The organism is Streptomyces sp. CT34 (assembly GCF_000805335.1).
Taxonomy (GTDB): domain Bacteria; phylum Actinomycetota; class Actinomycetes; order Streptomycetales; family Streptomycetaceae; genus Streptomyces.
In genome coordinates this window covers 7064739-7090017 of the sequence record NZ_KN708638.1, presented here as the reverse complement: position 1 = coordinate 7090017, position 25279 = coordinate 7064739, and the positions used below count along the sequence as shown (strand labels likewise).

At 71.6% G+C, this 25279-nt stretch carries 12 protein-coding genes; 1 reads left to right on the top strand and 11 read right to left on the bottom strand.

The genetic code is table 11. The features are described 5' to 3' along the window. Window positions 1–17 precede the first annotated feature (17 nt). The 11 genes from RZ84_RS30930 to RZ84_RS30880 form a co-directional block, all read right to left on the bottom strand. Window positions 18–713: an energy-coupling factor transporter transmembrane component T gene (locus RZ84_RS30930; RefSeq protein ID WP_043267633.1), complete on the bottom strand. Its 696-nt coding sequence runs from the start codon at window positions 711–713 to the stop codon at window positions 18–20. Next, window positions 706–1284, bottom strand: a complete 579-nt coding sequence (locus RZ84_RS30925) for an MptD family putative ECF transporter S component (RefSeq protein WP_043267631.1) — start codon at window positions 1282–1284, stop codon at window positions 706–708. The genes RZ84_RS30930 and RZ84_RS30925 overlap by 8 nt, the downstream gene beginning before the upstream one ends. Next, window positions 1281–3056 (bottom strand): ABC transporter ATP-binding protein, encoded by a 1776-nt coding sequence (locus tag RZ84_RS30920; protein ID WP_052230274.1) that lies wholly within the window; start codon window positions 3054–3056, stop codon window positions 1281–1283. The genes RZ84_RS30925 and RZ84_RS30920 overlap by 4 nt, the downstream gene beginning before the upstream one ends. Continuing rightward, on the bottom strand, window positions 3053–4840 hold the full coding sequence (locus RZ84_RS30915) for an ABC transporter ATP-binding protein (protein WP_052230273.1): 1788 nt from the start codon (window positions 4838–4840) through the stop codon (window positions 3053–3055). The genes RZ84_RS30920 and RZ84_RS30915 overlap by 4 nt, the downstream gene beginning before the upstream one ends. Continuing rightward, entirely contained in the window at window positions 4837–5646 is an 810-nt protein-coding gene (locus RZ84_RS37380; RefSeq protein WP_052230272.1) for a thioesterase II family protein, read from the bottom strand. Before RZ84_RS37380 ends, RZ84_RS30915 begins: the two co-directional genes overlap by 4 nt. Further along, window positions 5643–6683: a Gfo/Idh/MocA family oxidoreductase gene (locus RZ84_RS39325; protein ID WP_052230271.1), complete on the bottom strand. Its 1041-nt coding sequence runs from the start codon at window positions 6681–6683 to the stop codon at window positions 5643–5645. The genes RZ84_RS37380 and RZ84_RS39325 overlap by 4 nt, the downstream gene beginning before the upstream one ends. Next, entirely contained in the window at window positions 6680–7777 is a 1098-nt protein-coding gene (locus RZ84_RS35325) for a saccharopine dehydrogenase NADP-binding domain-containing protein (protein WP_052230270.1), read from the bottom strand. Before RZ84_RS35325 ends, RZ84_RS39325 begins: the two co-directional genes overlap by 4 nt. Next, on the bottom strand, window positions 7774–13287 hold the full coding sequence (locus tag RZ84_RS30895) for a non-ribosomal peptide synthetase (RefSeq protein WP_052230269.1): 5514 nt from the start codon (window positions 13285–13287) through the stop codon (window positions 7774–7776). The genes RZ84_RS35325 and RZ84_RS30895 overlap by 4 nt, the downstream gene beginning before the upstream one ends. Continuing rightward, window positions 13284–20456, bottom strand: coding sequence for a non-ribosomal peptide synthetase (locus RZ84_RS30890; RefSeq protein WP_043267629.1), 7173 nt, complete (start codon window positions 20454–20456; stop codon window positions 13284–13286). The genes RZ84_RS30895 and RZ84_RS30890 overlap by 4 nt, the downstream gene beginning before the upstream one ends. 363 nt (window positions 20457–20819) lie before the next feature. Beyond that, window positions 20820–21269 (bottom strand): TRADD-N-associated membrane domain-containing protein, encoded by a 450-nt coding sequence (locus RZ84_RS30885; protein WP_157878963.1) that lies wholly within the window; start codon window positions 21267–21269, stop codon window positions 20820–20822. A gap of 900 nt (window positions 21270–22169) precedes the next feature. Beyond that, window positions 22170–23660: an MFS transporter gene (locus RZ84_RS30880; protein ID WP_078894385.1), complete on the bottom strand. Its 1491-nt coding sequence runs from the start codon at window positions 23658–23660 to the stop codon at window positions 22170–22172. Between the two features lie 252 nt (window positions 23661–23912). Between RZ84_RS30880 and RZ84_RS30875 the strand changes: the two genes are divergently transcribed. Next, window positions 23913–24851: a helix-turn-helix domain-containing protein gene (locus RZ84_RS30875; protein ID WP_078894383.1), complete on the top strand. Its 939-nt coding sequence runs from the start codon at window positions 23913–23915 to the stop codon at window positions 24849–24851. Window positions 24852–25279: the final 428 nt, after the last annotated feature.

The following is a 25279-nucleotide window of genomic DNA, read 5'->3' as shown; positions in this document are numbered from 1 at the left end:
GCCCTACCTTGTCGCCTTCAGAGAGCCGCGGTCGCGGCCAGTGCCAGCACGACGAGCGCGAGGAGCGCATCGCGGTACCCGAATCCCAGCCGAGCAGTGGTCGTCGGCCGGACCTGGGCGCCGAGCCCGCGGCACATCGCCGCGGCGGCCAGATCCTCGCCGGAGCGCACCGATGCCGCCAGCAGCGGGACGACCAGGTACTCCACGGTCCGCAGGGGGTGGCGGATCACCGCCGCGGGGCCGACCAGCCCGCGCAGCCGCATCGCATCGATGATCGCCGCGGCGTCCTCGCGTACGGTCGCGCTGAACCGCAGCATGACCGCGAGCGGGATGATCACGAAGCGGGGTACGCGCATCCGGTTCAGCCCGCCGGTCAGCTCGCTCGGAGTGGTCGAGCGGACGAAGTAGTAGCCGTATCCGGCCGCGATCACGTACGGGATCGTGTACAGCAGCGCCGTCATGATCACCGCGCCGCCCGGCACCTGTGGCAGCACCCATCGGCTCAGCGCCATGACGGCGGCCCATGCCCCGACGATCCATGCGGCGCCGCGCACCGCGCGCTCCAGCACCAGCAGTGCCGCCAGCGCCAGGAGGGCCGGAACCTGGACGAACCGGGTGCCCGACGACAGGAGCAGCAGGTCGACGACGATGACGGCGAGCAGTCTGGTCCGTACGTCGAACCGGCCCTGGCCGTGCGAGACCGGACTATGCAAGGCCGGCCTTCACGAAGTGCTTGGTGAGCATCCTGCGACCGAGCAGCCCGCCGAGCAGGCCCGCGACGAAGTAGCTCGCCACCATCGCGAGCACCACGCCCGGCGTCATCAGCCCGGCGAAGGAGTCGGCGTAGGCACTGCCCATCTGCGTACGCACCTGGGCGATGGTGTCCGCGCGCAGGAACAACAGCGGGAGGACGGCGCCGGCCGACCACAGGCTGAAGAACGCATATCCGAGTACGTCGGAGGCGGCCGGTGCCGCGCGCTTGGCGGCGATCGCGATCTCCGCGGCGACACCGGCGACGAGAGCGGTCGCCAGAGTGATCGGATGGTGGCCGAGCAGCAGTGTGAGGGTGCCGAGCAGCAGCGCCATCAACGCCACCATTCCGGTCGAACGTACCCGGGCCCGGAACAGCATGAAGACGATGCCGCAGATGACGATGGTGACGAACGAGGTGAGGGGCTGGAGCAAGGGGGTGAGGGAGGCCAGCATGTTGATGGCGAAGTAGAGGACCAGGTACACGGCGGTGAAGACGCCGAGCGACACCAGGTCTCTGGCGCGGAAGTTCACGGTTGTTCTCCTTTGTTACTTGCTGCTCCGGCCTTGTCCGGCCGGTGAGGTCCGCTCTCGCGGGAGCGCCAGAACTGCGCGTACCTGCCGTTCCGCGCGATGAGGTCGTCGTGCGTGCCGTGTTCGACCACCACGCCGCCGTCCAGGAACGCGATCGAGTCGGCCTGCGCCACCGTGGCCAGGCTGTGCGCGATCACCAGGACCGTGGCGCGCCCGGCGAGCAGCCGGATGGATTCGGTCACCACGGCCTCGGTGGTCGGGTCGAGCGCGGCGGTGGCCTCGTCGAACAGCACGACTGGTGCGTTCTTCACCAGGGCCCGGGCGATGGAAACCCGCTGGCGCTCGCCGCCGGACAGCGCCCGGCCCCCCTCGCCGACGGTGCTCTGCCAGCCGTCGGGAAGGCGTTCGGCGATCTCGGTGACCGCCGCAAACTCCGCGGCGTGGCGCACCTGTTCCTCGGTGGCGTCGGGGTTGCCCAGACGGATGTTGGCTTCCAGGGTGTCGTCGAAGAGGTAGACGTCCTGGAACACCAGGGACAGCTGGGCCATGAGGTCGTCGGTGGCCAGCTCGCGGACGTCGGTGCCGCCGATGCTGACCGCTCCGTCCTGGACGTCCCAGAAGCGCGCGATCAGTCGCGTCAGGGTGGTCTTCCCGCTGCCGGACGGGCCGACCAGCGCCACCATCGAGTGGTGCGGGACGGTCAACGACAGCCCGTTGAGGACGGGTTCGCCGCCTCTTTCGAGGTCTTCTCCGTACCCGAAAGTGATGTTGTCGAAGACGATGTCGTGTCGCGACGGCGGCGGGCTCGGCGTCGCCGGTTCCGGGAGCCCTTCGAGCTCGACCAGGTCGCGTACGGCGCCGACCTCCACGGCCGAACGGCGCAGCGCCGTACCGAGTTCGGCCAGGATCTTCAGCGGGCCGCTGAACTGTGCGCACAGCCCGATCAGCGCGACCACATGGACCGGGTCGGCGGTGCCGCGCACCGCGAGGTAGACGCCCAGCGTCACGGCGGCGCCGAACGCCGCCTGGACGACGAAGCCCTGCAGGACCAGGCCGAGCACCGAGGACCACAGGGCCCGCCGTCCGGCCCTGCGCTGCTCGTCGATCGCGTCGTCGAGTGGTGTGTACGCGGTTCCCTCGATACCCGCGGAGCGCAACGTCAGCTGCTTGTCGGCGAATTCGAGCAGTCGGGAGTTGGTGGCGGAAGCGGCGTCGTGGATGCGCCGTTCGGCGGCTCCGTTGCGGCGGCCGGCGAGGGTCGCGGACAGCCAGATGACGGGGGCGGCGGCCAGCAGCGCCAGCCCCATCCGCCAGTCGTAGAAGCAGGTCGTGACCGCGACGGTGAGCGGCGTGACCACATGGAGCGTCAGCGGCACCAGGATGTCCATCGCCGTCTGCGCGACGAACATCGTGCCGCGCACCGCAACATGCGAGGTGCGCCCCGTGGTGGCGGGAGTGAACCAGCCGATCGGCAGCTCGACGAGCCGTTGGCCGAGGCGGCGGTGCATGGCGACGATGACGTTCATCGCGACGTGGAATCCCCACATCGTCACCCGCGTCAGCAGCGTGCCGCCGGCCACCGCGACCAGGCCGAGCACGGCCAGCCAGCCCCACGCCGCGCCGGTGTCGTGGTGGTGGAGCGAGAGCAGTACCGGCACCAGCGTCGCCAGTGCGAGTCCCTGGAGGACTCCGACCAGCGTCGCGAGCGCCAGGAAGCCGCGGAACTCACGGCGGGTCGCGGTGCCGCCGATGGCTATGAGCGCGGAGATCACCGGGCCACCCCACAGACGTCGTCGTTCCAGTCGTTCCTGTCGTTCCAGTCGTTCCACATGCGGGCGTAGACGCCTTTGTGCTCCAGCAGTTGGGCGTGGGTGCCCTGCTCCACGACGCGTCCGTCCTCCAGCACCACGGTGTTGTCCGCCCCCGTCGTGCTGCCGAGCCGATGCGCGATCATGATGACGGTGCGGCCTTCGGCCAACCGCCGGAGGGCCGCGTGCAGCAGCGCCGCCGCATCCGGGTCGATCGCGGACATCGCCTCGTCGAGCACCAGCACCGGGGCGTCCGCCAGCAGCAGGCGGGCGATGGCGATGCGCTGCGCCTCCCCGCCGGACAGCCGGGCGTCCGTGCCGACCACCGCGTCGTATCCCTTCGGCAGCGCCGCGATCCGGTCGTGGATCAGCGCCTCGCGGGCGGCGCGTTCGATCTCTGCGCGGGTGGCGTCCGGACGGCCGAGGGCGATGTTCTCGGCGACCGATACCGCGGGCAGCTGCGGTTCTTGGAGCAGCACCCCGACGGTGCGGTACAGCTGCCCGGGCGGGATGTCGCGGACATCGACACCGCCGAGGCGGATCTCTCCCCGGTCCACGTCGTGGAAGCGCGCCAGCAGCGCCGTCAGCGTCGACTTCCCCGCACCGGAGGGACCGACCAGGGCGGTCGTGGTGCGGGCCGGGAAGGTGAGCGTGATGTCCCGCAGTACGGGCCGGTCCTGGCGGTAGCCGAAGCTGACGTCGCGCACCTCGACGGCTGCACCGTCCAGCTCCGCCTCCCGGTCCGTGACCGGCAGCTCCGGCTCGTCGAGGAGGCGGACGATGCGTCCTGCGGCCTCGACCGCTTCGGCGCGGGCCTGGGCGCTCGTCGCGATGGTGAGGATGGCCGCCGGGAGCATCATGGCCACGGTCGACACCACGAGCACCGAGGCGGCCCGCGTCCAGTGCTGCTGCACGCTCCAGACGCCCACCGCGAACACCGAGCAGGCCATCACCGACGCGGTCAGGAAGACGCTCGCGACGGCCTGGGCGCGCATCGCGGGCCGGACCAGGCCGGTGAACTCCGCGCGGAACCGCTCGGATACGGCGGTGAAGCGCCCGTACTTCTCACCGGCCCTGCCGAACACCTTCAGCACGACGACCCCGCGGAAGTAGTCCGTGATCGCCGCGCTGACGGCGCCGAGTTCGTCGGAGACGCGCGCCATGATGTCCCGGTTGCCGGTCCTGGACAGTGCCGAGAACACGGTGAAGTACAGGACCATCGGGGCGGTCACCGCCAGCCCGAGGCGCCAGTCGACGGCGAAGCAGAAGACCAGCCCGACAGCCGGGGTGAGCACACCGGCGACGGACTCGACGAGGGTGTGCGCGACGAGCTGGTGCAGCGAGTCGACGTCGTTCTGCACGATCTGCCGCACCCGGCCCGAGGAGTGCTCCCCGAACCAGCCCAGCGGCAGCCGCCCCAGCTTGGTGCTGAGCGTACGGCGCAACGTCGCCTGGAGTCCGACATCGGCGAAGTGCGTGATCAGCAGGGCGAGAAAGCCGCATGCCGACTGGATGCCGAGCCCGGCGACGAACCAGATCAGCGCCCCGCCGACATCCTGATGTTGCGTCAGTCGGTCGGCGAGTTCCAGGAGTGCACAGAACGGGATCACCGAGCACAGCGAGCCGACGGCCTGCACGGTGACCGCGACCGCGGTCGGGCCGAGCACCGGCCGCAGGACCCGGAACAACGGTCCCGAAGTGATCCGCTCCACCCCGCGCGGTCGCCTGGTGTCCTGGTCGTCGGTCATCGCCGGACACCCCCGTGAGCGGCACCGGTCGGGGCACCGGACCCGGGTTCGGCGCAGACGGCCCTGACCAGTTCCGCGAGCCGGGTGTCCGGCGCCCGCAGGTAGAAGTGCCCGCCCGCGCACCGGACGGGGGCACGCTGCACGGCGGAGAAGTCGTTCCACTCGCCGATGCGTACCGGATCGACCTCGCCGTCACGGTCGCCGAAGACCACGCGGATGTCCGGGACCACGGCGCCGGTGCACTCGTACGTCTCCAGCAGTCGGTAGTCCTCCCGCACCACCGGCAGGAACATGGCGCGGAGTTCGGGCACCTGCCAGAGGTCGGCGCTGGCCGGGTTCTGCCGGACGATGTCGGCGATCAGGTGCTCGTCGGTGTCCCGATGGAGTGCGGTGCCCACGCGGTGGGTCGGAGGGTTCTGCCCCGACGCCACCACGCGTACACCGTGGACACCGCGGGCCGCCAGCGCCGCGGCGGTCTCGTAGGCCACCAGTGCGCCCATGGAATGCCCGACGAGCACGGGCCCCGCCCCGCCGGGACCGTCCGGACCGGCCAGACCGGCCGCCGTGATGTCGTCCGCGGCCGATCGCGCCAGGCCGACCAGGCTGTCGCCGTGCGGGAGGTCTTCGTGCCGCTCCTGCAGGCGGGTATCCCGTCCGGGATATGTGACGCCGTACAGCCGGGCCTTGGGGATCACCCCCGTCCAGTGCAGAAAGAACCGCGGACTGCCCCCGGCGTGCGGGAAGACGACGACGGGTACGCCGCCCTTGCGTGCCTCGGCATCGCTCAGCGGTGCCACCGCATTCACGAACAGACCTCCAGATCGTGGACGTTGATGAGTTTCGGGGGTACGGAGGGCACGTCGGCCGGTCGGCCGAGCCGCGCCGATATCGCCTCCCAGTGGCGCAGCGTGGCGATGTCCCGCTGCCCGAGGGGCCGGCGCCCGGCGCTCACCGCCTCGGCGAAGCCGCCGACCGCCCGGGCGATCCCCTCGGCCCACAGGCCGGTGAAGACGGTGTCCCCGGTCCAGTGGTCCGGGCCGAAGAGGTGCGACAGGCGCTGTTGCGGGTGCCGGAGCCGCCCCGGGGCCTCCTCGTGCAGCCGGGGCTCCCACCGGGTCGGGCCGTGCACATGCGCCAGCGAGAGTTCGCCGTCCGGGGTGCCGAGGACGAAGCCCATGAGGGGCTGGCAGTCGTCGTCCGGGGTGCGTGCGTCGTAGCCGTTGCGTACCAGCACATCCACCGCGACCCCTCCCCAGTCCGTACTGACCAGGGACTTGGCCGTCGCCGCCGCCGGATGCACCGCGATGTCCGGGCCCGGCGGTGCGGTGAGGATCCGGGAGAGCACGCCCAGGCTCGCATGCAGGACCTGGATGCTGGTACGGAGTTCGACGCCGGTGACCGGGGAGACGGCATCCAGCGCCCGCGCCGCGGCGATGAACCGGCGGACCGGCGCCAGGTGCTCGTAGAAGCCGGTCACCGCGAACGCCGCCCCCGACCGCTGCGCAACCCGGGCCGACCGCACCACGTCCGCGGAGTGCACCGGAAGCTCCTGCAACACCGGGATCCCGCGCCCCAGGAGGTCACGGCAGATCTCGTCGCCCTGGCCGCCGACGATCGCGGAGCGGACCGCGACCACGGCGAGGCCGGCCCCCGAGGTCTCGATCTCGTCCGTCCCGGCCAGGTAGCGCACCCCGAGTTCCGCCGCCAGGTGGCGCCCGGCCTGCCCGCCGGTGCCGGCCACGCCGACGAGTTCCACGGGCGAGTACGGTCCGGCCAGCGCCCGCGCATAGTGCGCGCCGAAGGTGGTGCCGACCACCACCGCGCGCGGCCTGTCCCCGCTCACAGCTCGCCCTCCTCGAACTCCCGGTACGACGTGGGCATGTTGGCGCCGTGCGGGGTGTCGGCGGTGTCCAGGACGAGCGACGCCCCGGGTACGTCCGTGGCCATGCGGTCCCAGAAGTGCCGCGCATCGACGTACTGCGACATCCAGACCGCACCGGTCCTGCCACGCGGGTCTTCGAGGGCGGCCAGCGCGGCCACGGCCCCGGTGAGGGCGTAACTGTCGGCGCAGTGCAGGACGGTGTGCACGGTGGCGCGGTCGGAGGTGCCGTGCAGGCTGATCCGGAAGTGCGGCCGGGCCCCGGAGACCGCGGCGTCGATGGTCCGGAGCGTTTCGGCGCAACTGCGCTGCCGGCCGAGCGCCTTGGCCAGGGCCTGTTCGATCTGCGCCGAGCCGGTGACGTTCCACCACCGCAGGGCGGCGAGGCCCAGCTCCTCGGCCGCGTCCCGGCACTCCTCGTCCAGGCTCACATGTGCGTGCGCGGTGCCGTTGTCCGGGTCCGGAGGCAGCGTGCGCAGGGCGCCCCGCTGGTAGATCTTCCCCGGGTGACCGGTGCGGGCCCGTACCGCGTGCAGGTACTCCTCCAGCCCGGCGCGGCTGAGCGGTTGCACCCCACCGCAGTGGGCGTCGATCCGCGTCGTCGCGGGGTCCGCCAGCCGGGCGGCGACCGCGCGTACGGCCACGCCGGCCAGCCCCGGCTGCACCCCCGCGCCGAACACGGCGAGCCGGCCGTGCGCTGCGGCCGCTGCCGCCGTCGCGTCGATGACGGACCGGTCGCCACCGGCATCGACGTAGTGGGCCCCGTACCGCAGTGCGGCCGTTGCGGTCAGCGCGGAGTAACGGTACGAGGGTCCGGCACAGTTGACGACGACATCCGCCCCGGCCAGGACGGACTCCACCGATTCATGGTCGTCGAGGTCCAGCCGGACCGTTTCCGTCTGCCGCGCCCCGTCCTTGCTCACCTCTTCCCGCAACACCCCTGCCAAGCGCGGGAGATCACGCGCCGCGGCGACCACCTTGGCGTCCGTCCGGTCGATCAGGGTGCGCACACAGGACCGTCCCACGGCGCCGGAGGCACCGAGCACCAGGTACGTCACGCGCCTCCTCCCCACACCTTCTTGAGGACGTCCGTCACCGCGGCCGCCGCATCACCGGCGAGGCAGTCGAAGTGCGTCCCGTCCACCTCGGTCACCGAGAGCTCACCGAGGCAGTACTCGCTCCAGAAGGCCGTCATGTCCTCCTTCAAGGAGGGCAGGAAGTGCAGATCACCGCGCTGCCGCAGGAAGGTGATGTCTCCGAAGTAGCCGGGGTGCCGGAAGGAGGCGACCGCCTTCAGGCTCGCCACATACGCCTCGCGGAGCTCCAGCAGCGTCTCCGGTGTCCAGGCACCCGCGGGGTCGGAGGCGGCGAGCCGGGCCATCCGGTCCCGTACGCTGCCGGGCGCCGCCGCGACCGCCTGGGCCAACTGTGGGTATCGACAGGCCAGTTGGGTCACGGATCCCTCGGGTACCCGGTCGCCGTGGCGGGCGCGCGCCTCGTTCAGCAGGGCGCCGAGTTCGTGCTCGTCGAAGTCGAGACCGGCGTCGGCCGGGTCGCGGTACATCAGCCTGGCGAAGGAGTAGTCGAGCATCGGTCCGTCCTCGATGAGGAAGGGGATGCGGTACGAGCTGACCACCGTCAGCGATCCGGCCGGGGTGCCGCGCTCGGCGAGCCGTTCGGCCATGCACGCCGCGGTCAGGCCGCCCATGCAGTAGCCGACCAGATGGATACGGCCGTGGGTCGGGTCGAGGCCGAGTCCGTCGTCGGCGAGCGCACGCACATAGCGTTCGGCGAGGGCGTCGAACAGCTCCTCCGGCGGGGTGCCGGTCAGGCCGTCGCCGGGGGTGCGCCGCACGCCGAACACGGCCGGCCGCTCGGTCTCCGCCGCCAGCCGTGCGATGAGGTCGCGGTACGGGCCGAGCCCGCCGGAGCCGTCGTGGACGAACACCACGGCATCGCGCCGCCACCGGCTTCCGCGGCCGTCGAGCAGCCGGACCAGCGGCCGTTGCGCCGCTGCGGCCCCTTGTGCGGTCGCCGTCCCTTCGGCGGGTGCCGCCGTGCCGCCGTCGGAGAGCGCCCGTACGCACCCGGACACCGTGGGGTCGGCGACGATCTCCCGCAGCAGCCGGTCCCAGGGTATTCCGGCGGCCCCGGGTATCTCCCGCCGCAGCCTGCCCACACAGCGGGCGATCAGCAGGGAATCGCCGCCCAGCTCGAAGAAGTTGTCGTCGGCCGTGACCGGATGGTCCGGGGCCAGGCCCAGCACTTCGCGCCAGATCCCGGCCACCGGGCGGTGCTCGGCGTCGAGCCGTGCCGGTCCCGTTGCGCCCGCGCCGGCCGCGTGCTGCGGGCCGGCGGCGGTGGGCCCGGCGGCGAGCTGCGCGACGGCCGCCCGGTCGACCTTGCCGTTCGCGGTCAGCGGGAGCGAGGGCAGCACCACCACACGGGACGGCAGCATGTAGCGGGGCAGGCGCTGGGCGGCGCCCTCCAGCACTCGCGCGGGTGTGGTGGCCGCCTCGTCGAGCCGCGCACTGGCGAAGAACACCGACTGCGCCGCCGGGCGCAGCACGCTGTCCTCGGCGGGGAAGTCCACGAACCGCTCGAACTTCGACGCCTGCAGCGCGTCCTTCCACTGCTCCAGGGAGTAGAACGCATCGTCGGTTCCCGCCCGTTGGTCGGTGAAGCCGGTCAGCCCCTCCTTGAACTCCATCGACACCAGCAGCGGTGCACTGATCCGCGTGGAGTCGATGGCTGCCAGGGTGCCGCCGGGGGCGAGCAGCCCATGCAGGCGGTCCAGGGCGGCGGGAATGTCCCGGGCGTTGTGCAGCACATTGGCGCACAGGACGACATCGAAGGAGCCCGGTGCCATGCCCTGCCGCTGCGGGTCCTCGTTGAGGTCGAACAGTGCGACGTTCACCTGGGGCCGGCGCTGGGCCGCTTCGTCCAGGAAGAACCGCGAGACGTCCGTGAACGTGTATTCGGTACGGCACCCTTCGAGGGCGGCCAGCACCGGGGCGGTGGTGCCGCCGACCCCGGCACCGATCTCCAGGACCCGCAGCGGCAGTCCGGCGGCGTTGCGCTGTGCGGCCCGCTCCCTGATACCCGCGCAGACCAGGCCGTTGAGGTACCGGCCGGTGAGGTTCTCGCCATAGGCGGCCCGGGCGACGTGCATGCCGCCCTCGGGGAAAAGCAGCGCCAAAGGATCGACCTCGCCGGACAGCAGGCCGGACAGCCCGGCCAGGCAGCGCTCCACGTAGGCAAGCTGCTCATCGCCGTAGTCGAGCGCGCGGCCGAGCGCGCGCACCTCGGACCAGCGCCGTAGCAGCGCCGCGTCCTCATGCGGCTCCGGCGGGGCCGTGACGGTGCCGTGCTGCGACACCGTGAGCCTGCCCTCGTCGCGCAGCGTGCGGATCCAGCGCCGTACCAGTGGCCGGTGCTCGCTGCCGCCGAGCGCGGCGGCAAGGTCCTCGACCCCGGTGGTGCCCCGCGCGTACTCCTCGGCGACCTTGCTGCCCATTGCGTCGAGGGCCACCGCGTTCATCCGGTCGAGGAGGGTGGTGAAGGCGTCGGCGTCCAAGTGCGCGGTGAACGCGGCATGTTCCGCGGCGACGGCCCGCTCGACCTGTTCCGCGGCCCGCACTCCGCCGGCGCGCTGGTCCGGCCCGCGCTGCGGGACCACGGCGGCGACGAGCGCCTTGCCCCGCCCGGTGTCGGTGGTCGCCGCGACGGCGGCCGCTATCCCTTCCACCGAGCCCAGGGCGGATTCGACCTCGGCCAGCTCGATGCGGTGCCCCCGGATCTTCACCTGGCCGTCGAGGCGTCCGAGGAACTCGATCTCGCCGTTCGGCAGCATCCTGCCGCGGTCGCCGGTGCGGTAACAGCGTTCGCCGTTGTCCGGGTGGCGGTAGAAGGCGGCGGAGTCGGTACCGACATACCCCGCGCCGACACCGTCGCCGCCGATGTGGATCTCCCCGGTCTGCCCGGTGACGGCGGGCTCTCCGTCCGCGTTCAGCACCCAGACCCCCTGACCGGGCAGGGCCATGCCGTACGGAACGGACCGCGCGTCCGGCGGCAGCGGCCCGGTCACCTCGTGCAGGTTCGACCAGATCGCGGCCTCGGTCGCGCCGCCGAGCGCGAGGAAGCGGGCCTCGGACGCGTAGCGCCACAGGTGCTCGGGCTGCCGGACCGGGACCCAGTCTCCGGAGACCAGCACCGCGCGCAGGCTCGAAAGCTGCCGCGCCGGGGCGCCCTCGTCGTCGAGGTGGTCCAGCATCAGCTGGAGCTGTTCGGGCACCGAGTTCCACACCGTGACCCCGTGCTCCGCGACGGCCCGGGCCCAGGTCTGCGGGTCGGCGGTGACGCCCGAGGACGGCAGCACCACGCGCCCGCCCGCGGCGAGCAGGCCGAAGACGTTGAACACCGACAGGTCGAAGGAGTGCCGCGAGACGGCCAGCACCGCATCGTCGGCGGTCAGGTGGAGCAGATCCTCCATCGCGTCGAGGGTGGTCGTGACCTGGGCGTGGGTGAGCGCGACGCCCTTCGGCGCCCCGGTGGAGCCCGAGGTGAAGATGACGTAGGCGAGTCCGTCCGGGTCCACCGCGCCGGTGCTCACCTCCCCGGCGGGCGCAAGGACGGTGTCCGAGTCGATCACGAACACATCCGTGCCGGTGCCACTGCCGGCACCGTCTTCGCTGAGCGTCGCGAGGATGTGCTCCCGCCGCGCAGCGGGCCACTGTGTGTCCACGGGCACGAAGTGGCAGCCCGCCGCGAGCACTCCGATCTCCGCCGCGATCTGGTCCGGCCCGGGTGGCAGCGCCACCACCACCGGACTGCCCGGCTGTACCCCGGCGTCGGCGAGCGTCCGGGTCACCGCGGCTGCCCGCTCGGCGAGTTCGCCCCTGCTCACCGTGGTGCCCTCGTGTACGACCGCGACCGCGTCGGGGTCGGTACGGGCGTGCTCCAGTATGCGGGTGTGCAGCGCACCCCTGGTACGACGCCGTGCCACGCGCGGTACCGATGGCAGCGCGCGGCGGTCGAGGACATCGCTGTCCCAGGCAGCCTCGTCCGCCGCGAGCAGTTCGACGGCGCGTACGAAGTCCCCGAACGCGGCGTCCAGCACGTTCTCGTCGATCCCGCCGTCCCTGCTGTCCCACACCAGCGAGGCCCCGCCGCCGTGCGGGGCGGCCTGCACGTCGAGCAGGACCTGCGGGGTCTGGCTGAGCCCGGCCTCCACCACGGGCCGCAGCCGGCGGCCAACTCCCGTGCCTGCTCCCACGGTCGAGGTGAGCACCACCTGCGGGGTGCGGCTGTCCCCACCGCTGCGGCGCGCGAGCATCCGGCCCACTTCGACGCCGCTGACCGCGCCGTGGTCCATGGCCTCGAAGAGCGAGTCCTGTGCCCGGCGCGCCAGGTCGGCAAAGGGCACGCCGGGCTCGCCCGGGGCCTCGGCCGGCGCGGTCGAGGTGAAGTCGCCGACGATCCGGTCCACGTCTTCGGTGACCGGGCTGCGGTCCAGGACCGTCACGGTCACCAGGGAACAGTCGGCGTCGGTGTAGCGCCGGGCCACCCGCCCGAGCACCGCGAGCAGCAGCGCGGACGGTGTGACGCCGTGCTGCTGTGCCGCGGCGGTCAGGGCGGCCCACCGCTGCGGCCCGATGATGTGGCTGCGCCGCGCATAGCTGACCGGCCCGGTCTCCCCGCGGTTCCGGGGTTCTTGGAGTGTGCCGGGTTCCCGCGTGGCGAGCGGGAACTGCATGGCACGCGCGAGCAGTTCGGCGCGCTCCCGCCAGTGCTTCTCGTCCCGCTCCCGGGCGGCGCGGGCCTGCGGCGTACCGGCCCGCCTGCGCATCGTCAGGATGTAGTCGCGGAAGGTGAGGGACGGCTTCGGCAGGGGCGTCGCGGGATCGGCGAGGGCTGTCTCGAAGTCCTGCAGGATCACTTCGAGTCCGCGGAAGTCGGTCAGGATCAGATCCACCGACAGGTGCAGCACCGTCTCGTCCGGGCCGCGGGTCACCACCGCATCGATCATCGGGCCGGCGCCGAGCTGGTAATTGCGGTGCTGCAGCCGCGACCGCACGCCTCGGCGGGTCTCCTCGAACGCCTCGGAGGTCGGGCGGTCATGGACGACGAGCGGTACGTCCATGTCGGGCTCGATTCGCTGCCATCCGTCCGGGGAGACCGTCACCCGCAGCATCTCGTGGCAGTCCACGACCCGCTGCCATGCGGTCCGCAGTCGCTCGGCCGGTCCGCTCAGGTCCTCGGGGACGGTGAACTCGGCGTAGCCGTGGCAGCCGACACCGCCGTCCTCGTAGGCGTCCGTACGGCCGACGAGGTAGGCCGCCTGGACGTCGGTGAGGGGGAAGGGCCGGTCCGCGTCGTCCGGCTCCCACACCGGGGCCTCGCGGTCGGACAGTAGCGCGATGACCTCGTCGCGCCGCGCGGCGACCTGCTCGCGCAGCTCGGGGCCGAAGACGCCGTTCGGTGCCTTGAAGCGGAGCTTTCCGTCTTCCAGCCACAGATCGACGCCCCTCATCTCGATCGTGTCGACCAGTTGCCGGGCGGATGTCATAGCTCACCTGCCTCGTAGTCGTCGTCTTCTTGGTCTTCGGTAGGGGCTGTCAGTTCCGCCACCGCAGCGGTGAATGCCTCAAGGTCCGGGTGGGCCAGGAGGGTTCGCAGCGTGATCCGCGGGTCCAACTGCTCCTGGAGGAGGCGGATGCAGCGGGTCGCGCGGAGCGAATCGCCGCCGGAGCGGAAGAAGTTGGCCCCGCTCGGGGGAAGTTCCTTGTCCAGCGCGCGCTCCCACGCCTGCCGGATGACGCCGGGCAGGCCGTCGTCCGCCCGCGCGGGCCCGGCGTATGCGCGCAGCCTGCGGGCGACCCCGTCCACCACGGCCTGTGCCCGTGGGGCGCCGATGAGCTGGGTGACGTGGTCGGCCGTGATGTGCAGTCCCCGGCAGTCGTCGTGGACCTGGAGGTCCAGCACCGTCTGCGGGGTCTGCGAGCAGGCCGACACCAGCCGCCCGAAGCCGAAGTCGTCGGAGCGCAACGCCGGGTCCTGCATCCCGAGCCCGCAGGTGAACACCACGGGATACATGCCGCGCACCGGATCGCCGGTCTCCTGCACGGCGCCGCGCTGGAGGTCGATGGCGGTGATGCTGCCGTGGTCCCGCGCCGCGGCGAGTTGCAGCTGGGCGCTGCGCCCGATGGAGACGAGGTCGTCGCCGCCCTCGGCGAGGTGCACTGCGACCAGCGTCAGCGAGGTGAAGTCGCCGACCACCGCGTCGATGCCCGGCACGGTCAGATCGCGGTCGAAGGTGGTGACATTGACCGCGAACCGGTCCTGACCGCTGTCCGCCGCGAGTTCGGCGGCGTACGCGGCGAAGATCAATGCGGCGGGTGTGAGGCCCGCCTCCCCGGCCGCGGCGCGGACCGCGTCCCACTCCGTGCGGTCCAGGCCGGTGCCCACCCGGCCGAAGACCGGCCGCTCGGCCAGCGCCACGATCTGCGCCGCACTGACGAGTGCGGGCGCCTCCGGCACGGGGTTGGCGGCCCAGTACGCGGCGTCCTGCTCGGTGGGCGCGTCGGCGTGCAGCCACGGGCGTGCGGCCACGTACTCGGCGAAGGAGACGGGCAGTGGGTCGCGTTCGGCCACCGTGGCTCCCGCGTAGAGTGCGCCGACCTCCCGCAGCACCCGCCACATCGAGGCGCCGTCGAGCATCAGGTTGTCCATCCCGATCGCGACCGTGAGCGTGGTCCCGGACGCATCCGGGCCCGGCCGTCCGATGCGCACCGTGAGCGGGCCGCGTCGGGAGGGGTCGGGGACCTCCGCCGCGGTGCTCCCCCTCGGATCGCCGTCGTCGAATTCGACGGGCGGGTGCACCGGCTCCTCGCTGACGAGCCCGGTCGGCACGCCACCGTCGTCAACGACCGTGGTGCGCAGGGCCGGATGGCGGAGCACCACGGCCTCGACGGCGGCGGTGAAGCGCTCGGCGTCGAGCCGTGGCGCCTCGAACTCGAAGTAGCAGTGCGAGGCGACGCCCCCGAGCAGCTGCTCCTCACCGCGGCCCGTCAGGTACGCCTGCTGCACCTTGGTCAGGGGGAAGGCACGGGTGTCCGTGGCCGCGGCGCGCGCCGGTGTGAAGGGTTGCCCTTGGCGCTCCAACTGCCCTATGTACCATGCAAGTTCACCGAGCTTCGGGGTGTTGAAGAGGTCGGCCAGCCGTACGCCGGTGAAGCCGTGGCCGTGCAGCTCGGCCAGGACCCGGGTGGCCGCGAGCGAGTTGCCGCCCAGCGTGAAGAAGTCGTCGTTGCGCCCGACCGAGGGCACGTCTTCCGGCAGATGGCGGCGCCACAGGCCGGTGAGAAGTTCCTCGATGCCGGCGCCGGGGGCTTTCTCCGGTGGAGACAGGGTCTGGTCCACCGGCGCGGCCGTGCGGGCGGAAGGGATCACGGCCACCGCTTCCACGGCCTCATGGTCCTCGTAGTGCACGAAGCCGTCATGGTCCTGGTCCTCGTACTGGGCTTGCAGGAGTGCGAGTTGCGGGGTGGGAGCGCTGACCGAGACGGGTCGCCAGCCCCGTTCCACCAGCCAGTTCCACCAGGTGGGTACCGGCCACAGCGGTGTGGTCGCCGGGTCGGCGATGCGTGGGTCCAGCAGTGCGGTCACCAGGGAGGCCGGGCCGGGCTCGGTCACCTCGGCCAGCAGCAGCCCGGCCCCGGGTGTGACGGGGATCTGCGTGAGCATGCCGGCCAGGCGGGTGTCCCGGTGCAGGGCACCGAGCGCAACAACGACGTCCACCGGTGTCTCCGGCGGCGCGGAGAGGGATTCCAGCCCCCGGTCCTCACCGAGATCGCGCAGCAGCGGGGAGCATTCGACCGGGACCCACTCGATGTCCGTGTCCGCCAGCTGTCCGGCGAGATTGCCGTGCAACGGCCCGGTGCCTGCGCCGAGTTCGACAACCCGCAGCCTGCGGCCCGCGGCCTCCGCGGCGCGGCGCAGCTCGCCGCACACCCGCGCCAACAGGCCGCTGGACTTGACGGAATGGCTCAACAGCACCTCTGGCGCGAGCCGTTCGTGCTCCAGCAGCCGCGTGACCCGCACTTCGCCGGTGAGGCACTGTGCCAGGAACTCGGCGTCGGCAGCGTGGGGTTCGCGCGCTGTGTCCATGCCGGTGAGCTCGGCGCGCCAACGGGCGAACACGGGCGCCAGCGCGGGCCTGATCCGCTGTGGGTCCACGCGCTGCACACAGCGCCGCAGTGTTGCCGCCAGCTCGCCGTGGTCCGGCGCGCTCGGTGCTGCCGTTGGAGTTGCGCTCCCGGTGAGGCGCCGGATCCGGCCGGTGAAGGCGGCGAACGCCCGCTCCAGGAAGCCCGGTTCGAAGACCCCGGTCGGGTGGTCCCACCGTAGCTCGATCCCCTCGCCGCGTGGCACCACCTGGCAGTCGACGAGTACGCCGGGGGTCCTGGTGTGCGACCAGACCGCCTTGACCTCACCGGCGTCCTTGACCCCATCGGCGTCGCCGCCGAACAGGCGCTGCGCCGACGGCAGACCGAGGGTGCTGGTGAAGACGACCGGGAAGGCGGCACGGCCCGCCCGCGCGATGTCCCGCTCGCCGGGCGCATGCCCGGCGACGGCTTGCCCCAGCGCGCGGTGGACCTGCTCGGCGCTGATCCCCGGACCGCAGCGGCAGAGCGCGAGTTCGGTGAAATTGCCCAGTACCTCCATGGGCGTGGTCACCGGCCGACGGGACATCGGCACGCTGATGTCCACGGTCTCGGTGCCGGCGGTCTCGGCGAGGGCCCAGCCGAACTCGGCGAGGAGCAGCGAGGTCACGGTGACCTGCCGGTCCCTGGCAATGCGGCGCAACGTGCCGGAGCCGTCGGCGTCGAGGTGCAGGCCGCGAGAGTGGATGGCGGCCCGCGCACGCGGAATGTGCCGTACCGGCAGCTCCGGTGGCCGTAGACCGGGCACCGCGTCCCCGGGCGCCGAGCGTGCTTCCTCGGCAGCGGTATCCGCCGCGTACCGGGCGAACACCGCCAGGGAAGGGTCGACCGGTTCGGGCGGCTCGCTCCCGCATGCCTCGGCGAGGAGCGTGTTCAGCACGGACATCAGGCTGCGCGCGTCCAGTCCGAGGTAGTTCAGGCTCAGGCCGATCTCCCGCTCGTGGCCCCGTACCGCCACCGCGGTCAACACGGTCGACGAAGTCGACGGATCGGTGTCCTCGTCCAGTTCGGCCAGCCCCGAGCGCAGGCGTTGCGACGCCCGGGCGGCATCACCGCTGCCGGGATCGTCGAGCCAGATGAGGCCGGGGGGTTCGCCACCGGGCAGTACGCGCTGCGCCGCGATCCCGTGACGTACGCACCGCAGCCCTTCGAGGCGCGCGCACACGCTGCTCATCGCCTTCGCCCAGACATCGAAGTCGATCGGCTCGGCGGAGCAGATCACGACCGAGTACCGCGGCGCCGTACGGACGACCCCGGAGATCCCGTCCGCGCCGAGTGCATACGCACGCTGCAACGGAGTCAGGGGAAACTCCCGCGCGGCATCGTCGCCGGCCGCGTCCCGCAGGCGCGGGCCCGGCTTTTCCGGCAGCGTCGGCGCCTGGACACAGACCGATGCGAACGCCGCCAGCGTCGGGTTGGCGAACAGCTGGTCCACGCCGGCCTCGATGCCCCTCTCCCGCAGCCCGGCGCAGACCCTGGTCGCGGCGAGACTGTCGCCGCCCAGGACGAAGAAGTTGTCCTCGCGGGCCAGGTGCTGCACGCCGAGCACGCGCCGCCACTCCGCGGCGACCTGGCTGTGCTTCTCTCCGTCCCCCCTGCCGTCCCGGCCCGCAACGCCGTGGCACGGGGACGGCCCTGCCCCGTCCGCCTCCAGCTGCGCGGCGGCCCACTTCCGGTCCACCTTCCCGTTCGAGGTGAACCGCAGCTCCGCCGCCCGCACGACCACCGACGGCACCATGTAGTGCGGCAGGAGACGGGTGAGCCGTTCTCGCAACATCTCCGCATCGGCTGAGCCAGACGCGGATCCGGCCGATCCACCGGATTCAGTGGATTCGTCCGGGACGATCAGCGCGCCGAGCGCCGTGCGGCCGCGGATCGGCGTCACCACGGCCGCCGCAATGCCCTCGACTCCCCGGACCGCATGCTCGATCTCGCCGCATTCGACGCGGTGGCCCTGGATCTTGACCTGCGTGTCGAGTCGGCCGAGCAGGAACAGCAGCGGCCCTTCCCGCCACACCCCGAGGTCACCCGTGCGATACCACCGCTCTCCTCGTCCATCGGTGACGAACCGCTCGGCGGTGAGGGCCGGCGCGCGGTGGTACCCGGCGGCCACCCCTGCCCCGCCGATCCACAGCTCACCGGCGATGCCGTTGGGACGGTCTCGGCCCGCTTCGTCGACGACCCGGTATTTCTGCCCGGACAGCGGCACGCCGTAGGGGATCGACTGCCACGCCGGGTCGATGTCGTCCTCCGAGCGGATCACGTACTCGTTGGACCAGATGGACGCCTCGGTGGCCCCGCCCATCGCCACCAGCACCGCCTGCGGCGCGGCGCTGCGCAGCCCGCGGAACAGGCTCGGGTCGATCCAGTCCCCCGAGCACATCACCGTGCGCAGGGTGGCCACGTCGTCATTGGCCGCGAGCAGCATCTCGACCAGGGCGGGAACGGTGTTCCACACCGTCACATCGAAGCGGCGGACCAACTCGCCCCACACGAAGGCGTCCCGGCGGGCGTCCTCGGGGATGGTGACGATGGACGCGCCGCAGGACAGCGGCCCGAAGATGTCGTACACGCTCAGATCGAAGTCCAGGGCGGACACCGCCAGCACCCGGTCGTGGCGGCCGACCGCGTTCCTGGTGTTGACGTCGGTCACCGTGTTGAGCGCCGAACCGTGGGTGACCGCAACGCCCTTGGGCGCTCCGGTCGAGCCGGAGGTGTAGATGATGTACGCGAGCCCGTCGGCCCCGGCCGCCCGTGGCTCGGGAAGGGGCTGAGGTGCGGCGGCGAGATCGTCCGCGGTGAGCACCCATTCCGCTCCTGCCGCCTCGGCTATCGCCTCCGCGCGCGCATCGGGCACATCGACCCCGATGGGCAGGTAGGTACAGCCCGCGAACAGCACCCCGAGCACCGCGACGATCTGCGACGGCCCCTTCGGCAGCCGGATCGCGACGACGCTGCCGGGCGCGGCCCGCGCGCTGACCGCAGCGGCCAGTCGCAGCGCCCGGTCCTCCAGTTCCGCATACGACAGCCGGCCGGACTCCTCGACACCGACGGGGTCGCCACTCGCGCCGTACTGGCGCGGATCCCAGCGCACCGCCTCCGCCTGCGGGCGTTCCCTGGCCTGCCGGCGGAAGTCCTCGTACAGCAGACCTCTCTCGCGCGCGGGCGCGGTCGAGTTGGCCGCCAGGCGCTCGCCCCTCACGGAGCGACACAACTCCAGCTGTGGCGCGCCGTGTTCGATGACCTCGCGGAGCGACTGCACGAACAGGTCGTACATCTCGCGCGCCATCCCCTCGGGCAGCGCATCGCGACGCACATCGAACGCGATCTCCACGCCCGCGCTCGTCAGCCGGAAGACCCGGCAGTCGATGATCACCTGTGGAGTCGTCGAGTAGAACTCGGGCTCACCCAGTGCCGCCACGGCATCGTCACCGAACACCGGCCGCTTGGCCGCGAAGGTGAACACGTACGGCGACAGGCCGGGGTGCCCGCTCCCGTTCTTGAGTGCGTCACGCAGTTCGGTCGTCGCCTCGACGCCGCGCGAGATCCGGTACCTGAGTTCGTCGCCGACCTCGCGGACGGTCTCGGCGAACGTGTCCATGGCGTCGGGGCAGGCACGATGCGCGTAAGTGACCGTGCGGTCCACGATCTCGTCCTCGGTGTCGGTGGTGTCGACACCGGTCACCGTGACGAGAAATTCCGCGCTGGAGGAGAACCGGCGCAGCGCCCGTTCGTACAGTGCGAGCACCAACGCCGCCGTCGTGCACCCCAGTTCCCGCGCCCGCTCCTCCAACCGGTTCCACTCGGCATTGCCGAACCCGGTGGTGAACCGCTCCACGAGCGGGTGCGCCGGCTGCGCGGCCAGGTCCGTCTCCCCGCCGTCGCGGGAACCGGCCCCGTTGGCGCGTCGCGGCAGCTGAGGCGGCGCGAGCAGTTCGGCCACCCTGGCATCGACGACCTCCTGAGCCACCGCCGGCCGCGCCCGCTCAGCGCGCCGCAACCGCTCCTGTACGGCACCCAGCTCCCGGCGCGCCGGGAGGACTCCCTCATCGAGCGCCGCGGCCAACTGCGATGCCAGCGCGCCGATCGCGGCGACATCGGCGATCGCCAGGGAGATCGCCATATGCACCGTGACCGTCCCGTCGGGCAGCACACTGGCCTCGACCGACCAGGTCCGGCCGCCGGTCAGGTCCAGCGGAGCCGACAGCATCCGGCGCCGGGTCCGAGCCAACGCCGAAGCCGCCCGTTCCGGGGCCAGCCCTCGCAGATCGTGCCGACCCAGCCGCGGCGGCAGCAGCTCTGCCTCCTCCAGGGTGTGCGCGTCGACGAAGCGCAACCGCAGATACGGGTTGGCCGCGAGCGCGGCGACGGCGTCGCCGAGGCGGTCGATGTCGATGCCCCTGCCGCTGAATTCCAGGTACGCGACACAGTCGACCCCACCCAGCGGCAGTTTTGGATCACGCCCGGCGAAGTACGCGGCCTGGATCGCCGTCGCCGGTAGTTGTTGCCTCATGACCGTCACCCAATCCTCGCCGCAGCCCACCGTGATGCAAACGATAATCATATTCATCTAGCAACCGCAACTCGGTCGGGCAGCCTCACAACGAACTGGCCTTCACCGATGTGGTGAGCAGTGGGCGGACATGGGCCCGCACCGACACCGGAGCCGGGGATTCACCTGCGGGCCCCATCCGTTGGGGATGAAGACGTTCACCTACCGCCGGCTCAAGCTCCGGCGGTGCCGCGTTCCTCGACGAGCCGCCTGCTGCCCGCCGACCACGCAGCCCGGTTGCCGGCGCTGCGGGAGATGCCGCCTGCCCTCTACTGCCACCGGCGCACAGGCGAGACCGACTCGCCTGTTCACCATGAACTCCTTCTACGTCTCCGGATCCTGCGGACGCGCCACGGGTTCGGCGGGCCCGTGCCCGCTGTTCATCCGAGCACCGGCCTCCAGAACCTGATCGATGATGCGACGGCGCATGTCGCTCTCCGGATCATCCTTCAGCCCTTGAGAAAGCCGCTCGGCAGTCAGGTAGCAGCCGGTCAGGACCGGCCGCTCGAAGTACCGGTTGAGCTGGCTGAGGGTCTGCCCGTACACATGCAGATACGTACGGTTCAAGAAGGCGGCCAACGCCGCAGCGACCCCCGCGATCGCCGCCACGAACACCTTCGTCGCCCCTCCGGTGAAGTACAAGCCGGCCGCGAAGCAACCAACGATGATCAGGAGCCCCAGCGCCATGGCCCGCTGAGAGGACCGGAACGAACGATCCGCCTGATCGGTGGCAATGCCGTGATACTCGTCGATCTGCGCCTGGTTCAGCTCCAAGAGCGTAGCCGGAGGCGTCACGGTCTTCAGCTGACTCAGCTGCTGCGTATGAAGCTGTAGGCGCGCATTTCGCCTGTCCCATTCCTATTGACCGTGGCCTTTGTCCGGCCCAAGGGACGGCGTGATGAGACGAACTCCCGCCTGATCGTTCACTCGTCGTAGTGCTGATCCCGGTCTTGATCTATGCAGCGGGTCCGGTCGGCACGGGCAAAGCGCATCACGGTGCGGTGCGGGCGCTGACGGGAAGCGTAGGCGCTTCGCGCTCCGGGCTGCGCGCCCTGCCAGTGATGGCGGAGACACCTCACTCTCAAGAGGAGGCGCCAATTTCCCCTGGAAGAGGAGCGCGTGACCGAGCCCCACGACTTACCCACGATCCTGGCCCAGACTGCGGCTGTCATAGGACCGCCGCTTCGCTCCCGGGTGAACAGCCTGCCCCCACAGATCCGGCACGTGTGCGGTCTCCACTTCGGCTGGTGGACGGACCACGGCACCGCCTCAGACGCCCCCGTCACCAGGCAGGTCATAGCGGGGAGCGACCCAGTTGTGGCGGGGTCAGCGCAGCTGTTGGCGCTCTTTGATTTTGATTTTCCCCACCCGGTGCTCAGGGGGTCACCAGACCTGCTCACCCTGACTCCCCACCCGTTGTGCGGGCTGGACTCGTATCTTGGGACACCAGTCGAAGGTAGCTGTGCGTGACGTTCACGCGTGCCGTCGGCGGCGCTGTCCTTGGCAACTGTGTGGCTGACGGTGGCACCCGGGGCGCTTGTCTTGTTCTTGCCCGAGGTGGTGTTGAGCTTGCGCCCGCCCCCGCCTGCCGCGTGAGGCGGGGCGGCGCGAAGAGATCGTCACGCGTGGACCTGGAGCGGCTGTACGCGGGCGGGTGAGGCGGGCTGACGGGGTTCAGTCGTGGGGCAGGAGAAGGCGGGAGAGGGTGGCGGTGGCGAGGAGGAGGGTTGCGACGGCGAGGAGGCAGAGGCGCATTCCTGGGAGGGAGAAGCCGCCGCCGGGGCCGGAGAGCAGGCTGCCGAAGAGGGCGACGGCGAGCGCACCGCCGGTCTGGCGCAGGGAGTTGAGCAGCCCTGACGCGGTCCCCGCGCGCTCCCCCGGAACGGCGTCGATCAGCAGCGCGGTCAGCGCGGGTACCGCGAGTGCCCCGCCGATGCTCAGTGGCAGCAGCAGGAGCAGCACCAGCCACACCGGGGTGCGTGCGGTCAGCGGCAGCATGGCCAGCATGGCCGCCGTGAAGACCAGTTGACCTGCGACGATCACTGGCCGTCGCCCGATCCGCTCCGACAGGCGCGGCGAGAGAAGGTTGGTCGCCGTCACTACCGCCGACATCGGGACGAACATCAGCCCGGCCGCTATCCCCGACATCCCGCGCAGCTGCTGGTAGTACAGCCCGAGGAGGAAGATCCCGCCGTAGAAGGCGGCGTTGACGGCGAAGCCGACCGCAAGTGGGACGGACACCTGGCGTTCCCTCAGCATGGCCAGGGGGACAATGGGTTGGCGATGTCGGGACTCCACCACGCGGAAGGCGAGCCCGGAGGCGACGGCGAGCACCGCGGCGATCAGCACGGGGAGACTGGTCCAGCCCAGGTGGCCGCTTTCGATCACCGCGAAAGTCAGCCCGGCCAGGGCCAGTACGGCGGTGAGCTGGCCGCCGCTGTCCAGCGCGGCGGGGCGGCTCGGGGATCGCGGCACGCGCACCAGCAGGCCGAGAATCACCGCGCCGACCGGGAGGTTGAGCAGGAAGACCGCCCGCCAGCCGGCCGACTCGGTCAGGAGCCCGCCCAGCACCGGTCCCGCGGCCATCGCCACCGAGCCGCCGACCGTCCACAGCGCGATGGCGCGGGCGCGCTCCTGGGTGTCCTCATATGCGTGCCGGATCAGAGCCAGCGAGGCCGGCATCACGACCGCGGCTGCGCCGCCCTGCGCCAGGCGCGCGGCGACCAGCACACCGATACCGGGCGCGAGTGCGCAGCCGAGGGAGGTGAGGGTGAACAGGGCCACGCCCCAGGCGTAGGCGCGGCGGGCGCCTGCGCGGTCGGCGATGGCGCCGGCGGAGAGCATCAAGGCCGCGAACATGAGGGTGTACGCGTCCACCACCCACTGCTGCCCGGCCATCCCGCCGTTGAGGGAGTCCCGGATCGCGGGCAGTGCGATGTTCACGGCCGACACGTCGATGGTGATCACTGTGAACCCGAGGAGCGAAGCGACCAGCGCGACGCCTGCCCGCCGCGGCGGAGCAGCGGCGCTGGCGGGCGGCGCGGTTGATCGGGCTCGGTCCGGTTGGCGTCGCCGCAGCCGGGGAGCCGACAACTCGGGGCCGTGCCCGTGCTCGTGGGCGTGGGCGGGGGCGGTGGGTGGTGAGGGGGAAGGGGTGCCCGGCATAGTGATCTCCTGGACGAGGCAGACTGGTTGACGGTGTCCATCAGGGGGGCGGTCGGACGGGCGGCCGCAGGCCGTCGGGGCCGCGGTCCGGTGTCTTGCACCCCCTGGGCCCCGGCGGCCGGGCCGCCCGCTCCGGGATCAACTCTCCACCCGCCCGTGATCGCCCGGCAGACCGCGCTGTACCCGGGGTGCGGCGTTCCAGGCCCTGACACGGCCCCCCACGGCCCCCGCCTGCCTGCCACAATGGGCCGAATGGCAGCAGCAACGGACGTGCGGGGCACCGAACTCGGCAGGTATTTGAAAGCCCGCAGGGCACAGGTGCGCCCGGAGGACGTCGGCCTCCCGGCCGGCGCGGGCCTGCGCCGCACTCCCGGACTGCGCCGGGAGGAGCTGGCCGCGCTGGCCGGGGTGAGTGTGGACTACTACATCCGCCTGGAGCGCGGCCGGGAGACCAACCCCTCGCCCGCTGTTGTGGACGCCCTCGGCCGAGCCCTGCGACTACGCGGCGACGCTTACGAACGCCTTCACGAACTCGCGGAGTTGGCCTCCGGCCGGGTCTCCGAGCTGCCGGCCTGCTCGGACCACACCGTCCGCGACTCGATACTACGGATGTTGGAGTCGGTACGCCCGCTGCCCGCTTATGTGGTGAGCCGATACAACCGCGTACTTGCCGCGAACCCACCAGGCCGACGGCTGCTGCCCGGACTGTGGGACTGGCCGGAGCACCAGCGCAACGTGACCCGCTATCTCTTTCTCCACCCGGTCGGACGGACGCTCTACGAGCCGTGGGAGGACACGGTCGCGCTCTCGGTTGCGCATCTGCGGGCGGTCGCCGGCGCCGACCCGGACGACCCTGAGTTGACCACGCTCGTCGGCGAACTGGTGCTGAAGTCACCGCAGTTCGCACGACTCTGGGAGCGGTACGACGTCTGCGAGCGAGGCGGCGGACAGAAGTTCTTCCGGCATCCGAAGGTCGGACCGATGACCCTGACCTACGAGGTCATGCGACTGGCCCGGACAGGCGACCAGCGGATGGTCGTCTACCAGGCAGCCCCCGGCACCCTGGACGAGCAAGCCATGCTCCGGCTGGAGTCCGCCGATACCCGACTGGAGCCGACGCCCGTGAGCCACCCGGATCCGGCCCCCGAGCCCCGCCCCACCCGGCCGCCGTCCCCAGCCCCCGCAAGCTGATACCCGCGCTGCCGCCGTCCTCGCACCTTGGCCGCCTCAGCCCCAGCGACCACGCAGTGACAGTGACTCCTGCATGAGCGGGGCGATCGTGGCGGGCACGCTCTGCTTCACCTCGTCCGGCCACATCAGACGTAGCCAATTCGCGGTTGCCGAACGAAATAGGATCCCGGGGCACAAGGCAGAGCCCGGACTCCCAGTTGAAAGGCGAATCCGCCCTCCTTTGTTGAGCGGGCAACCAAGTAAGGAACGCGAGCAGCCCTGGGGATTTCAGAGATCCCCATCAGCATGGTGGTGACCTGTGCGGCCGGGGTGCCATCGGGGCAGTGGTTCAGCTGCGCGGCGATCGCCGCGGGTCCGCCGAGCGTCAGGACGGGCAGGCGAGGAGTACGGCCGCGGTGAAGGATCCGGCTGCCGTGCGGGCGCGGGAG